Raw genomic sequence first — 13775 nt, 5'->3', positions numbered from 1 at the left:
GGGACCACGCCACTGGAAGACGAGTGCAGGGAGACCTGACACGAGGCCCGGGCGGCTTCACTTCCCGACCACAGCCAGGCTGGCAGCAAAACGGCCGACGGTGGACCATGGCCGCCCGGGGTCGTGTCGGGGCTCCCTGCACCGGGCGCAAGGGGCTTCGACTCAGCGGCGGGCGCTGCGCGCCGCGGCTGGCTCACCCAGCGGGCGTTAAGGGTGCCATTCCTTCGCGCTTCGGGATGGTCAGGGCGATGGGCTTGTTGACCTCGGCGAAGAAATCGTTGCCCTTGTCGTCGACGATGATGAACGCCGGGAAGTCCACCACGTCGATCTTCCAGATCGCCTCCATGCCGAGCTCCGCGTACTCCACCACCTCGACGTGCTTGATGCAGTCCTGCGCCAGGCGGGCGGCGGGGCCGCCGATGGAGCCGAGGTAGAACCCGCCGTGCTTGTGGCATGCGTCGGTGACCGACTGCGAGCGGTTGCCCTTGGCCAGCATGATCATCGAGCCGCCCGCGCCCTGGAACTGGTCCACGTAGGAGTCCATGCGGCCCGCCGTCGTGGGCCCGAACGAACCGGACGCCATACCCTCGGGGGTCTTGGCCGGGCCGGCGTAGTAGACGGGGTGGTCCTTCAGGTACTGCGGCATCGGCTCGCCGGCGTCGAGGCGCTCCTTGATCTTGGCGTGTGCGATGTCGCGGCCGACGATGAGCGGCCCGTTGAGCATGACGCGCGTCTTGACGGGGTGCTTGCGCAGTTCGTCGAGGATCTCGGGCATGGGGCGGTTGAGGTCGATGCGGACGGCCGCGCCCTGGCCGGTGCCGGTGACGCCGTCGGTCTGGGCGTCGAGCTCCTCGTCGACGTGCTCGGGCATGAAGCGGGCGGGGTCGAACTCCAGTTGCTCGATGAACACACCCTCGGGCGTGATCTTGCCGAGGCACTGGCGGTCGGCGGAGCAGCTGACCGCGATCGCGATGGGCAGCGACGCCCCGTGGCGGGGCAGCCGGATGACGCGGACGTCGTGGCAGAAGTACTTACCGCCGAACTGGGCGCCGATCCCGAGCTTGCGGGTGAGCTCGAGGACCTCGTTCTCCAGTTCGACGTCGCGGAAGCCGTGCGCCGCCATCGATCCCTCGGTGGGCAGTGTGTCGAGGTACTTCGCGGAGGCGTACTTGGCCGTCTTCATCGCGAACTCGGCCGACGTGCCGCCCACCACGATGGCCAGGTGGTACGGCGGGCACGCTGCGGTGCCGAGCGAGCGGAGCTTCTCCTCGAGGAACTTCATCATCGACGCGGGGTTGAGGACCGCCTTCGTCTCCTGGTACAGGTAGCTCTTGTTGGCCGAGCCGCCGCCCTTGGCCATGAACAGGAACTTGTAGGAGTTCTCATGCCCGACGGCGGTGTCGGCGTACAGCTCGATCTGCGCGGGCAGGTTGGAGCCGGTGTTCTTCTCCTCCCACATGGTCAGCGGCGCGTTCTGCGAGTAGCGAAGGTTGAGCTTGGTGTAGGCGTTGAACACGCCCATCGACAGGGGCCGCTCGTCGGTGCCCTCGCTGAGTACCTGCTGGCCGCGCTTGCCCATGATGATGGCGGTGCCGGTGTCCTGGCACATGGGCAGGATCCCGCCGGCGGCGATGTTCGCATTCTTCATGAGGTCCAGCGCCACGAACTTGTCGTTGGGGGAGGCCTCCTCGTCGTCGAGGATGTTGCGCAGCTGCTGCAGGTGCGCGGGGCGCAGGTAGTGGGCGATGTCGTGCATCGCGGTCTCGGACAGCAGCGTCAGGGCCTCGGGCGCCACCTTGAGGAATCGTCGCCCCTCAGGTCCCTCCACCGTCTCCACACCCTCTGTGGTGAGCAGTCGGTAGGGCGTCTCGTCGTGCCCGATCGGCAGCATGTCAACGTAGCGAAACTCCGGCATGGGACCTCCTAGAGAGCGGTCCGACCAGTTTCTCAGACGGGGGTTGCCGCGGCAGGAGTGGGGTCGGCGTTGGGGTCTACTGCTGGGCGCACGGGCGGAGTAGCGTCGTCACCATGGCCATGTTCAGGATCGACGGGAAGCGCGCCCTCGTGACGGGCGCCAGCAGGGGGATCGGGTTCGCGACGGCGAAGGTGTTACGCGAGATGGGGGCAGAAGTCACCATCGCGGCGCGCAACGGGGCGGAGCTGAAGGCGGCGGCCGAGCGGATCGGCGCCTGCTGGGTGCCCGCCGACGTGAGCCGTGAGGCAGACGTGCTGCGCCTCGTCGACCGGGCAGGCGACGTCGACATCCTCGTCAGCAACGCAGGAGGCCCACCGCCCGGGCTCCCGAGCGAGGTGTCCCATGAGGCGTGGGAGGCCGGATTTGAGACCACGTTCCTGTCCACGGTGCGGCTCGTCGACGGCGTGCTGGCCGGGATGCGGGAGCGGGGCTGGGGCCGGATCGTCGCGATCACCAGCCTCACCGTGCGGCGGCCGGCGCTGAACCTGCCGGTGAGCAACGCCATGCGGGCCGCGGTGACCAACCATCTGCGGACCCTGGCGATGGAGGTCGCCAAGGACGGGGTCACCTGCAACACCGTGGCCCCCGGCTACACCGCGACAGAGCGGCTCAAGCGCCTCCACACTGACGCGGCGGACGCGCAGCGCCTTCAGGCCTCGATCCCGGCGCGGCGGTTCGGCGACCCTGGGGAGGTCGCGGCGGCGGTCGCGTTCCTGGTCACAGAGGAGGCGGCCTACATCACCGGCCAGGAGATCGTCGTCGACGGCGGCTTCACCATCTGAGGGCGGCGTCGTCGTCTAGCCTGGGGGTGTGGCAGAGGAACTCACGGAGCGCCAGAAGGCGGCCAAGATCAGGCACGAGCTCACCGAGGGGCACGCGCGGGCCGAGGCTGCCCGTGCGAAGGTGCTGATCGACGAGTTCATCGTCGCCGCGCGCGCCCAAGGGCTTGAGCCCCGACCCCTGCAGGCGCGGACGCTGAGCGGTCACCCCGTCAAGACGGACAAGGTGGGCTGGTACCTGCGCACCAACCACTCCGTCGGCATCGACACCGAAGGCAACTACTACTCCCTGACCGTCCCCGGCGGGCTGATGGAGCGCCTCCGCGGGGTGAAGCTGGAGCCGACTTTGGCGCCGCTGGTGATCGGGCGCGGGGGTCGCGACGGCGAGACGGGCGACCTGAGGGAGTTCCTGGCGTGGGCGTTGGAGGGTCGCATTCCGCAGGACTGAACGCTCCTCGCGCCTCAGCCCGCTGTGGGTCGGTTGGCCAACGACGGGACGCGTGGCATCATATTTCTGACGTATTCCCTCACGAGGAGAACTCCAGTGACAGATCTGATCGGCACCGCGCCCCTGCGCTGACCCGTCGAGCTGTCCGCTCCGGTCTCAGCGCGTCCCGCTGATCGATCGGAGTTCTTTTGTTTTCAGTCACGTTCAACCGCGTCCGCCTCACCTGGCCCGACGGCACTCCCTGCCTCGATGACGTCACGCTCGCCTTCTCCCCCGGTGTCACGGGGGTCGTCGGCGACAACGGCTCCGGCAAGTCCACCCTCCTGAAGCTCATCACCGGCGAGATCGCCCCGACGGCGGGCACCGTTGTCGTCGGCGGGAGCGTGGGCGTCCTTCCCCAGAACCTGACCCTCCGCACCGACGACACGGTTGCCGACCTCCTGGGCATCCGGGCGCAGGTCGACGCCGTGCGCGCGATCGTCGGCGGGGACCCTGATCCCGCCCACTTCGACGCCGTCGGCGAGGACTGGGACATCGAGGCCCGCGCCGCCGAGGAACTGGGCGCCGTCGGCCTGGACCTGGGCCTGGACCGGCCCGTCGGCACCCTCTCCGGCGGCGAGGCGATGCTGGTGGCGCTGGTTGGACTGAGCGTGCGGCGCCTCGATGTGGTCCTCCTCGACGAGCCCACCAACAACCTGGACCGCAACACCCGCGTCCGCGTCTACTCGCTGCTCGAACGCTGGCGCGGCACCGCGGTGGTGGTCAGCCACGACGTCGAGCTGCTGCGTCGCGTCGGCTCGATCGTCGAGGTGCGCGACGGCGAGGTCGAGGCGTTCGGCGGCAACTGGGAGGTGTACCGCGAGGCGGTGGGCATCTCGCAGGAGGCCGCCGGGCGCGCACTCCGGGCGGCCGAGCAGCAGCTGCGCACCGAGAAGCGCCAGAAGGTCGAGGCGGAGAAGCGCCTGGCCAGGCGCGAGAACGCAGGCAAGCCCGCGGCCGCGCGCGGGGTGAGCAAGGCCGCCCGCGACTTCTACGCCAACCGCTCCGAGAAGGCCATCGGTAAGGCGCGCGGGGAGTTCGACGACAAGATCGCGGCCGCGCGCTCCGCCGTCGACGACGCCGAGGCCCGGCTCCGCGACGACGAGCGGGTCAGGATCGATCTGCCGGACCCGGGTGTCGGGACGGGCCGGAGGCTGGCCGAGATCGTCGACGCGGCCGGCGTCATTCACGTCATCCAGGGGCCGGAGCGGGTCGCGCTGGTGGGCCCCAACGGCGTCGGGAAAACGCTGCTGATCGAGTTGATGGTTGCGTCGGCGGACACGCTCGGTCACGACCCTTCGAGACGGGCCACGCCGCTCCGCGGGTGGGCCCCCTCAGGGAGCGAGAGACGGGCCACGCCGCTCCGCGGGTGGGCCCCCTCAGGGAGCGGAGCAGCCGGCTCGATCACCGCCCGCGTCGGGTACCTGCCGCAGCGGCTCGACCACCTCGACGACGCCCGCGCCGTCCTCGACTGCATCCGCGACGCCGCCCCCACCGTCGAGCCTGGCGCCATCCGCAACCGCCTCGCCCGCTTCGGCCTCCGCGGCGACGCGGCCCTCCGGCCCCTCGGCACCCTCTCCGGCGGCGAACGGTTCCGCGCCTCCCTGGCCGCGCTTCTCCTCGCGGAGCCACCCGCGCAGCTGCTCATCCTCGACGAACCCTCCAACAACCTCGACCTCGCCACCGTTGAGGTCCTCGTCGACGCACTGCGGCAGTACCGCGGCGGCCTCCTCGTCGTCTCGCACGACGACGATTTCCTCGCTCGCCTCGCCGTCGGGAGGCGCCTGGAGCTACACCACGACGGCTCGATCTCGGACGTCGTCGAACCTGTGGACAGGGCGGACGGCGGAAAATCTGGGGTCTACCATCAATGACCATGGCCACGTTCTCGCTCACCCGCACCACCACCCCCACAGCGGACGCCGCTCGCCTGGCGGCTCTCGCGGACCCGGGCTTCGGCCGCTATTACGTGGACCACATGGCGGTCATCGACTACCAGGGCGGCGACGGCTGGCAGGAGCCACGCCTCGTGCCCATGACGGAGTGGGCGCTGCACCCCGCGGCCGCCGTCCTGCACTACGGGCAGGAGATCTTCGAGGGCCTCAAGGCGTACCGCCGCGACGACGACTCCATCTGGCTGTTCCGCCCCGAGCGCAACGCCGCGCGCTTCGTCCAGTCCGCGAAGCGGATGGGTATGGCGGTGCTGCCGGAGGAACTTTTCCTGGACTCGGTCACCCAGCTCGTCGAGCTGGAGCGGGACTGGGTGCCTGTGGGCGAGAACGAGCAGAGCCTGTACCTGCGCCCGTTCATGATCGCCTCTGAGCCGTACCTCGGCGTCCGCGAAGCCCACACCTACCGCTTCGCCGTCATCGCCACGCCGGCCGGCCCGTACTACTCGGAGCCGGTGAAGCTGTGGATCACGCCCAACTACACCCGCGCCGCCCCCGGCGGCACCGGCACTGCGAAGTGCGGCGGCAACTACGCCGCCAGCCTCGTCGCCACGCAGGAGGCTGCGGCCAACGGCTGCGGACAGGTGCTGTGGACCGACGGCGCCGAGCACAAGTGGGTGGAGGAGTGCGGCACGATGAACATCATGTTCGTCACCGCCGACGACGAACTGGTGACCCCGTCGCTGGGCTCCATCCTCGCCGGCGTGACTCGCGAATCCATCCTGGCGCTCGCGGCCGAGCACGGGCTCGAGCCGGTGGAGCGCCCCATCTCGGTCGACGAGGTGCTCGACGGCGTGGAATCGGGTCAGATCCCGGAGGTGTTCGCCTGCGGGACCGCCGCCGTCGTCACGCCCATCACCGGGTTCAACTCGCCGGCTCGGGGCGTGCAGACCGTGGCCGACGGCGTCCCGGGACGCAAGACCCGTGAGATCCGCCAGCACCTTGTCGACATCCAGTTCGGCCGCGCCGAGGACAAGTTCGGCTGGACCCGAAAGGTCTGCTGAGGCGGTGGCATAGTGGCGGCATGAGCGCACCCCAGCCGCCGTCGAACCCTCAGCCTCCGTGGGGCGGCGGGCCTGGTCAGCCGCCCTATGGGCCTAGTCAACCGCCCTACGGTCAGGGCCAGCCTCCTTACGGTCAGTCCCAGCCATCCGCTCAGTGGCCCGGGCAGCCCGGGGCTTGGCAGCAGCCGGCGAAGCCTCGCAGCAAGCTGGGGCCCATCCTGACCGCCGTCGGCGCGGTGATGCTGGTGGCCGGTGTGGTGCTGGGGTTCTCCGTCGGGCGGAGCTTCATGCAGATCATTCCGTCGGCCAGCCAGAGCACGCCGGTGGTGGGAGAGACAGTCGTCACCGTCACAGGTGGTGACTCGCTGGTGCTCTACGCGCCCAGCGGGATCATGCCGGTCTGCGACATCATCGGCCCCACCGAGGCTGTGCCCAACATCGACCTCGGGGGCGCGAGCTATCAGTTCTCGGTCAACAACGTGAGTTACGAATCGATGGCCAGGATCGGCGGCCCGGGAGAGCCCGAGGGCGAGTACACCGTCAGTTGCGAACAGACCGGCCTCCTCATCGCGCCGCCGCTCGACGTGGGGGACATCGTCGGCTCCGTGGGCGGCCTGCTCGGGGTGATCGCGCTGCTCGGCATCGGATTCACACTGCTCGTCGTGGGGTTCATCATGTGGCTGCTCGGACGCCGCCGTCCCTGATCGGGAATAGTTTCATTTTCAACTTGTTTGGTCTATCGTAGAGGTAGCAAACAGTTTGGAGCAGTCATGCAGTTCGGCATCTTCAGCATTGGGGACATCACCACAGACCCCACCACGGGGCGCACGCCCACCGAGCATGAGCGCATTCGCGCGACGGTGGAGCTGGCGAAGAAGGCCGAGGAGGTGGGGCTGGATGTCTTCGCCACCGGCGAGCACCACAACCCGCCGTTCGTCGCGCCGGCCAACCCGACGGTGCTGATGGCTTACCTGGCTGCCCAGACCGAGCGGCTGATCCTCTCGACGGCCACCACGCTGATCACCACCAACGACCCGGTCCGCCTCGCGGAGGACTACGCCTACGTGTCCCACCTGGCCGAGGGCCGCGTGGATCTCATCCTGGGCCGCGGTAACACCGGACCGGTCTACCCGTGGTTCGGCAAGGACATCCGCGACGGCATCGCGCTCGCGGTGGAGAATTACGCCCTGCTGCACCAGCTCTGGCGCGAGGAATCGGTCGACTGGGAGGGCAGGTACCGCACCCCGCTGCACGGCTTCACCTCCACCCCCCGCCCGCTCGACGGTGTGGCGCCGTTCGTGTGGCACGGCTCCATCCGCTCGCCCGAGATTGCCGAACAGGCCGCCTATTACGGCGACGGCTTCTTCCACAACAACATCTTCTGGCCCCCGAGCCACACCCGGCGCATGGTGGAGCTGTACCGTCGTCGGTTCGAGCACTACGGCCACGGACGGGCTGACCAGGCCATCGTCGGGCTCGGCGGGCAGGTGTTCATGCGGAAGAACTCGCAGGACGCCATCCGCGAGTTCCGCCCCTACTTCGACCACGCGCCGGTCTACGGCGGCGGGCCGTCGTTGGAGGAGTTCACGCGGGAGACGCCGCTGACGGTGGGCTCGCCGCAGCAGGTGATCGAGCGGGTCCTCGGGTTCCGCGAGTACGCGGGCGACTATCAGCGCCAGCTGTTCCTGATGGATCACGCGGGCCTGCCGCAGAAGACGGTGCTGGAGCAGATCGACATGCTCGGCGAGGAGGTGGTGCCAGTGCTTCGGAAGGAGTTCGCGGCGCTGAAGCCCGCACACGTGCCGGATGCGCCCACCCACGCGTCGCTCCGGGCCGCCCGCGCCCCCGTCGAGGAGCCGGAGCGCACCGAGCCCTCCGTCGACCGGTGGACCGGAACCCGGGCCGAGGACGACAACCGCCTCTGAGTTCCGCTCGGCGCGGGTCGGGGTTTGAGCAAATGGCACGGGTCAAACCGCGAAACCGGCCTTCTTGAACGATCAAACCGCATCGACTCGTGCCATTTGCTCAAACCCCCTCCAGCCCAGCACGCCCCTTCTGCGAAAGGAACGATCCCCATGTCCCGCATCGTCGTCATCTCCGGCGGCCTCGGCACGCCGTCGTCCACCCGCGTCCTCGGTGACGCCGTGGTGGCGCGCCTCCGCGAGAACCTCCTGGAGCGCGGCGAGAGCGCAGAGGTGACGGTCGCCGAGCTGCGCGAGCTGGCCCACCCCATCGTCGACGCCATGCTCACCGGATTCCCGACCGGTGAGCTCGCCACGGTGGTCGACGCCGTGGCCCGGGCAGACGCGCTGGTCGTGGTGTCGCCCACCTTCTCCGCGTCCATGAGCGGGCTCGTCAAGAGCTTCTTCGACATCCTGGAGCCGGGCACGCTCGCCGGGAAGCCCGTGCTGATGGCCGCCACCGGAGGCACCGAGCGGCACTCGCTGATGCTTGAGTTCGCGATGCGCCCGCTGTTCAGCTATCTGGGCGCGCTGCCAGTGCGCACCGCCGTGTTCGCCGCGACCTCCGATTTCGGCGGTCCCGGCGCCGCATCGCTCGCCAGGCGGGTGAAGGAGGGGGCCGACGAGCTGGCCGCCGCCCTCGTGGCGGCGCCCCGTCAGGCCACAGACGACGGTTTCGTCGAGTTCGCCGCGCTGCTGGCGAGCTAGCACTCCACAAGAAAGGGGCCCGCGATGATCGTCATCGCGGGCCCTTTTCCTGTCCCGGTCAGCCGGCGACGTCGTCGCTCTGCAGGCCGGCGAACAGGCAGCTGGCTAGCCCGTCGCCCTTCGGGAACGGCTCCCCGGCGCCCATGAGGTACGCCTCGCCGGAGCCCGGGAGCTCCTGCATGATCCGGTAGAACTGCCAGAACGGGTGCTCGATGTCCACCTGGCTACGGTGAGAGCCCAGCGCCCGCCGACACACGTCCAGCCACGGCGCGGTCTCGATCAGCGCCACGATCTGCGCCGGGTCCGGCCCGAAGCTGTCGGCGTCGCGCTCCTGCTCCGGCCACAACTCCAGCCCGCGCTCCTTCGCGATCATGTACGCCTCTACCCACTTGTCCGTGTTGTGGGTGTTCCAGAGGATGCGGCGGATCTGCCACGGTGCGCCGAGGTCTGGGCGGTGCGACGGCGACGCCGCCAGCACGCTCGCATACATGAGCACCCGGTGCGCCTGAATGTGATCGGGGTGGCCGTAGTTGCCGTGCGGATCGTAGGTGACGGCCACCTGGGGGCGGCGGCTGCGGATCACCTCGACGAGGTGGTTGGCCGCCTCGAGGAGGTCCGCGCGCCAGAACGCGTTGGCGGGCATCCCGTCCGGCACGGCCGCCTTGCCGTCGGGTCCGGTGGTCATGCCGGAGTCGTGATAGCGGCCCACGCCGCCGAGGTACACGTGATCGGTCACGCCCACCTCGCGCAGCGCCGCGTCGATCTCCATCCGACGGTGGTCGCCGAGCTGGGCGGGGGTGAAGTGCTGCCACTCGGGCAGCATGATCTCGCCGAGCTCGCCGAGCGTGCAGGTGACCAACGTGACCTGGGCGCCCTCGTCGAGGTACCGCGCCATGGTGGCGACGGACTGGCTGGACTCGTCGTCGGGGTGGGCATGGACGAGGAGGAGGCGATGGTTCACGGCCGACAGTCTACGCCGCGCCGCAAGGTAATCCAATCTTCAACTAGAGTGGCCGGGTTCCGGTCGGGGCTCCCCGGGGTCGTGCGGTAGATGTTCCTCCAGGCGGGGGCTCGGCGCTCTCAGGGGACCGAGGGCCCGTCTGGAGGAACACCTACCGCGCCGGGGCCGCGACCCTCAGCCGTCCGACAGCCCGAGGAGAGGGCGGAGCTCGTCCAGAGTGGCGACGGAGTGGTCCGCGCGGTCTTCCACCGGCGCCTCCGGCGACTCGAGGGTCGCCGTGGCCAGCCCCGCCGCTGCGGCGGCGTCCGCGTCGATCGGACGGTCGCCCACGGCGAGGCACCCCGCCGGGTCCAGCCCGTGCCGCTGCAGCATCGCGAGGTACATCGCAGGGTCCGGCTTGCGCGGGTACCCGTCGGTGGTGGAAATGAGATCGTCCGCCTCCAGCCCGAGGCCGTCGAGCAGTGACTGCGCGCTTGCACGGTCGCGGTGGGTGACGACGAGGTTGAGTCCGCCGGCCGCCCGCACGTCATGCAGCAGCTGGCGCGCGCCCGGCATCGCCGGAGCCGGATCCAGCCGCCACTGGGCCTTCAGCTCATCCTCCGCCGCCTCGAACTCGGCCTCCGGTACCCCGAACCGAGCGGCGAGTGTCGCGACGGCGTGCCCCGTCGACACCCGGGTCAGCCGCGACACCTCCCGCACTTCAAGGGCGCCGCCGTGGGCGCGGACCACCGCAGCCAGGGCGGAATCCAGGGCCGGGTAGGTGTCTACCAGGGTGCCGCCCATGTCCCAGAACACGTGTTGGTACATGGGGAGAGCTTACGACCCAGCTGGTTGAGCCGGCTGCGGCGCGAGGGCCCGCGGCAGCATCGAAGCCCTTCAGCACCCGGGTGCAGGGCTCGCGGGACGCTTGCGTCGGTCTCGACGCGGGCTGCGCCGCTGCGCGGCTTGGCCCGGCTCAACCGGCGGGTGCGGTGTGCCAGGGGAGGGGGTCGCCCATGAGATCGCGGGCCCGCTCCATCAGAGTGATGGTGGACAGCGTCGCGTCCAAGGGCCGGATCGGCGATTCCGTCAGCCCCGCGCCGATGCACCGCGCCACCTCGAGCGCCTCGTGGTAGAGCCCCACGTGCGCCACCCGCTCCTCCTCCCAGCGGAGCACCTCGCCGTCACGGAACCGCACCTCCACGGGGCCAGGATGGTAGAACGGTCCGTCGAGGACGAGGGTGGCCTCGGACCCCGCGACCACCGCCGTCGTCGGCGTGTCCGCGACCATCGACGCGTGCACCACCGCCTGCCTCGACTCGCCATCGACCAGCAGCGCCGCGAACTGCCCGACGGCGCCCGTTGCGTGCCGCTGCCCGGTGGCCGCCACGACACTCAAGCCCGGCAGAACCCAGTCCACGAACATCAGCGGGTAGGTGCCCAGGTCGTTCATGGCGCCGCCGGCCTGCGCCGGGTCCATGGCTCGGTGATGGTCGACGAGGTACTCGCCCATGTCGGCGGCCACGGACCGGACCTCGCCCAGCATTCCGCTCTCGAGGATCTGCCGGACGACGTCGTAACGCGGCAGCGCCAGCGACCACACGCCCTCCATGCAGAACAGCCCACGGCTGCGGGCCACCCCCACCAGCTCCTCCGTGTCCGCGAGCTTCGGCGTCATCGGCTTCTCCACCAGCACCGGCTTGCCGGCCTCCAGCGCGAGCCGCGCGTGGGCGAGGTGGTCGAGGTGCCCCGTCGCGACGTAGATGACATCGACGTCAGAGTTCACCAACTCCTCGTAGGAGCCGAACGCGTGCTCGATACCGAACCCGTCGGCGAACTCCCGCGACCGCTGAGTCGTCCGCGACCCCACCGCCACCACCCGCTGGCCCGTGTTGGCCAGCAGCGTGGAGACGAACTGGTGCGCGATCCAGCCGGTGCCGAGGATGCCCCAGCGCAGGCTGGGGACATCGCCGACGGGGCGTGGCTGGGGGAGCGCCCTCACCGATCGACCTCGACGAACCTGCCGCCGGTGTGCATCGATTCGACCACGGCTTCGCCCACGAGGGTGGCCCGCTCGGCGTCCTCCAGCGTGGCCACCGTCGACGGCCGACCCTCGCGCACGGAGTCCACCCACTCCTGCAGCTCCAGCCGGTAGGCGTCCGCGAAGCGCGGACGCCAGTCCATGGCGATGGGCGACGAGGTGGCGAAGTTGGCGTTGACCAGCAGCTTCGCTGGCTCGGTGACGGTGAGCACGCCGGTCTCGCAGACAGCGTCGCAGCGGATGTCGTAGCCGTACCGGGCGTTGAGGAAGACCTCGACGGTGCTGAGGGACCCGTCGGCGGTGCGGACCAGGATGAGGAACGGGTCCGCGAGGTTGTTGGCGGTGGAGCTCGGGTGGCCGGCATGCCAGCTGACCTCGGTGACGGGAGCGTCCAGCAGCCACGGAATGAGGTCGAGGTCGTGGATGGCGGAGTTGAAGACCACCGACTCGTTGGTGGCCCCCGGCCCGGAGGACACGCCGCGACCCACGGAGTGGATCATCAGCGGCCGGCCGTGCTGTCGGGACGTGATGGCCGCCTTCATAGCCACGTAGCCGGGGTCGAATCGGCGCATGAATCCGACGGCGGCGCGGGCGGTTCCGCCACCGACGGCGATGCGGTGGGCCGCGACCACCTCGGCGCAGGTTGCCGAGTCGTAGGCCAGCGGCTTCTCGACCAGCACATGCTTGCCGGCCTCGAGGCAGGCCTTGACCTGTTCCGCGTGCAGGAAGTCCGGTGAGGCGATGACGACGGCGTCCACATCGTCGGCCGTGATGAGGTGGCTCGGGTCCGTGAGGACGCGGGCGCCGGGGATTCCGGCGATGGCCGCTTCGGCGCGGTCTTTGTCCGGATCAGCGATGGCGACGACGTCGGCGCCTGCGATAAATCGATGGATGTTCTGAGCGTGATCGGCGCCCATGATGCCTGCGCCGATGACCCCGATGGAGAGACTCATTTGTCCTGACCTTTCTTGGGTGATTCCAGCCTACGCGATGCGCGGGTGTCGCGGAAGGGCTTCCCCCGGGCTGAGGAGTGAGGAGCGCAGCGACGAGCCTCGAGGCCTCACTGACGTTTGCTGACAGGGTCACTTGTGTGAGGCTTCGAGGCCGCTGCGCGGCACCTCAGCCAGCGGGGGCGCTGCGCGGCACCTCAGCCAGCGGGGGCGCTGCGCGGCACCTCAGCCGGCGGGGGCGCTGCGCGGCCCTCCGAGAGTGGGGATCCGGGGAGGGTAGACCGGCCCTGGACCCCCACTCTGCGAGGGGTACCCTGTCGGCCGTGCACGAAATCGACCCCACCCGCGTCCGCGCCCTCAAACGGACCGTCCTCATCGTCGCCCTGCTGAACCTGGGCTACTTCTTCGTCGAGAACGCGGTGGCGCTGGCCATCGGGTCGGTGTCGCTGTTCGCGGACTCGGTGGACTTCCTCGAGGACACCGCGGTCAACCTGCTGATCTTCGCCGCACTGGGCTGGCCGCTGGCGCACCGCTCCGTGGCGGGCAAGGTGATGGCGGGGATCATCCTGGTGCCCGCCGTGGCCGCGTTGTGGATGGCGATCGCCAAGTTCCAGAACCCAGACGCACCAGACCCTCTCTCGCTGATCCTCACCGCCGGCGGCGCCGTCGTCATCAACACCATCTGCGCGATTCTGCTTCTGCGGCAGCGTGACCACGGCGGCTCCCTGACCCGCGCTGCGTGGCTCGCCGCCCGCAACGACGTGATCATCAACCTCGGCATCATCGCGATGGGCATCGTCACGCTCACGCTGGTGCCCAACGGCTGGCCGGACCTGCTACTCGGGATCGGCATCCTGGCGCTGAACCTACGGGCAGCCAAGGAGGTGTGGGAGGTCGCGGAGGAGGAGAACCTCGCCGCGAAGGCGCTCGCCGGCGAGGTCGACGACGACTGATCCGCCCCCGGGTGTCGGCGCTGCGCCC

The 13775-nt window shown here is 69.8% G+C and carries 13 protein-coding genes; 8 read left to right on the top strand and 5 right to left on the bottom strand.

All coding sequences use genetic code 11. The features are described 5' to 3' along the window. Positions 1-193: 193 nt before the first annotated feature. Complete coding sequence (locus tag H5399_RS13435) at positions 194-1915, bottom strand: fumarate hydratase (RefSeq protein WP_182783492.1); 1722 nt, start codon at positions 1913-1915, stop codon at positions 194-196. 113 nt (positions 1916-2028) lie between these two features. Here H5399_RS13435 and H5399_RS13430 point away from each other — a divergent pair, with 113 nt between their 5' ends. The 7 genes from H5399_RS13430 to H5399_RS13400 all read left to right on the top strand — a co-directional run bounded on the left by H5399_RS13430 (position 2029) and on the right by H5399_RS13400 (position 8863). Beyond that, positions 2029-2757 carry an SDR family oxidoreductase gene (locus tag H5399_RS13430; RefSeq protein ID WP_182783490.1) on the top strand — a complete coding sequence of 243 codons (729 nt, stop codon included), beginning with the start codon at positions 2029-2031 and terminating at the stop codon, positions 2755-2757. 28 nt (positions 2758-2785) lie between these two features. Next, positions 2786-3202, top strand: a complete 417-nt coding sequence (locus H5399_RS13425) for a hypothetical protein (protein ID WP_182783488.1) — start codon at positions 2786-2788, stop codon at positions 3200-3202. 188 nt (positions 3203-3390) lie between these two features. Then, a complete protein-coding gene (locus H5399_RS13420) occupies positions 3391-5115 on the top strand; it encodes an ATP-binding cassette domain-containing protein (RefSeq protein WP_182783486.1) in 1725 nt (574 codons plus the stop codon). 2 nt (positions 5116-5117) lie between these two features. Beyond that, complete coding sequence (locus H5399_RS13415; RefSeq protein ID WP_182783485.1) at positions 5118-6194, top strand: branched-chain amino acid aminotransferase; 1077 nt, start codon at positions 5118-5120, stop codon at positions 6192-6194. A gap of 20 nt (positions 6195-6214) precedes the next feature. After that, positions 6215-6898, top strand: a complete 684-nt coding sequence (locus tag H5399_RS13410; protein WP_182783483.1) for a hypothetical protein — start codon at positions 6215-6217, stop codon at positions 6896-6898. Between the two features lie 66 nt (positions 6899-6964). Next, positions 6965-8119: an LLM class flavin-dependent oxidoreductase gene (locus tag H5399_RS13405; protein WP_182783481.1), complete on the top strand. Its 1155-nt coding sequence runs from the start codon at positions 6965-6967 to the stop codon at positions 8117-8119. Between the two features lie 150 nt (positions 8120-8269). Next, a complete protein-coding gene (locus H5399_RS13400) occupies positions 8270-8863 on the top strand; it encodes a CE1759 family FMN reductase (RefSeq protein ID WP_182783479.1) in 594 nt (197 codons plus the stop codon). Positions 8864-8921: 58 nt separating this feature from the next. On the opposite strand, the gene mshB is transcribed toward H5399_RS13400, so the two are convergent. The 4 genes from mshB to H5399_RS13380 all read right to left on the bottom strand — a co-directional run bounded on the left by mshB (position 8922) and on the right by H5399_RS13380 (position 12797). Then, a complete protein-coding gene (mshB, locus tag H5399_RS13395; RefSeq protein ID WP_370585770.1) occupies positions 8922-9824 on the bottom strand; it encodes an N-acetyl-1-D-myo-inositol-2-amino-2-deoxy-alpha-D-glucopyranoside deacetylase in 903 nt (300 codons plus the stop codon). Between the two features lie 174 nt (positions 9825-9998). Continuing rightward, entirely contained in the window at positions 9999-10631 is a 633-nt protein-coding gene (locus tag H5399_RS13390; RefSeq protein WP_182783477.1) for an HAD-IA family hydrolase, read from the bottom strand. Positions 10632-10779: 148 nt separating this feature from the next. Next, on the bottom strand, positions 10780-11805 hold the full coding sequence (locus H5399_RS13385; protein WP_182783475.1) for a Gfo/Idh/MocA family protein: 1026 nt from the start codon (positions 11803-11805) through the stop codon (positions 10780-10782). Next, the gene (locus tag H5399_RS13380; protein WP_182783473.1) at positions 11802-12797 is read right to left on the bottom strand and encodes a Gfo/Idh/MocA family oxidoreductase; all 996 of its coding nucleotides are present in this window, start codon (positions 12795-12797) and stop codon (positions 11802-11804) included. The genes H5399_RS13385 and H5399_RS13380 overlap by 4 nt, the downstream gene beginning before the upstream one ends. Positions 12798-13117: 320 nt before the next feature. Here H5399_RS13380 and H5399_RS13375 point away from each other — a divergent pair, with 320 nt between their 5' ends. After that, positions 13118-13747 (top strand): cation transporter, encoded by a 630-nt coding sequence (locus H5399_RS13375; RefSeq protein ID WP_370585769.1) that lies wholly within the window; start codon positions 13118-13120, stop codon positions 13745-13747. Positions 13748-13775: the final 28 nt, after the last annotated feature.

This window comes from Tessaracoccus sp. MC1627, assembly GCF_014164725.1.
Lineage (GTDB): Bacteria > Actinomycetota > Actinomycetes > Propionibacteriales > Propionibacteriaceae > Arachnia.
The sequence above is the reverse complement of the archived record's forward strand: the minus strand, read 5'-3'. Positions and strand labels throughout refer to the sequence as shown.

What these genes read in the sequence shown, in the direction of transcription:
- H5399_RS13390 (WP_182783477.1), bottom strand. Translation starts at nt 10,631, where the DNA reads ATGTACCAACACGTGTTCTGGGACATGGGCGGCACCCTGGTAGACACC.
- H5399_RS13410 (WP_182783483.1), top strand. Translation starts at nt 6,215, where the DNA reads ATGAGCGCACCCCAGCCGCCGTCGAACCCTCAGCCTCCGTGGGGCGGC.
- H5399_RS13435 (WP_182783492.1), bottom strand. Translation starts at nt 1,915, where the DNA reads ATGCCGGAGTTTCGCTACGTTGACATGCTGCCGATCGGGCACGACGAG.
- H5399_RS13405 (WP_182783481.1), top strand. Translation starts at nt 6,965, where the DNA reads ATGCAGTTCGGCATCTTCAGCATTGGGGACATCACCACAGACCCCACC.
- H5399_RS13415 (WP_182783485.1), top strand. Translation starts at nt 5,118, where the DNA reads ATGGCCACGTTCTCGCTCACCCGCACCACCACCCCCACAGCGGACGCC.
- H5399_RS13380 (WP_182783473.1), bottom strand. Translation starts at nt 12,797, where the DNA reads ATGAGTCTCTCCATCGGGGTCATCGGCGCAGGCATCATGGGCGCCGAT.
- H5399_RS13430 (WP_182783490.1), top strand. Translation starts at nt 2,029, where the DNA reads ATGGCCATGTTCAGGATCGACGGGAAGCGCGCCCTCGTGACGGGCGCC.
- H5399_RS13400 (WP_182783479.1), top strand. Translation starts at nt 8,270, where the DNA reads ATGTCCCGCATCGTCGTCATCTCCGGCGGCCTCGGCACGCCGTCGTCC.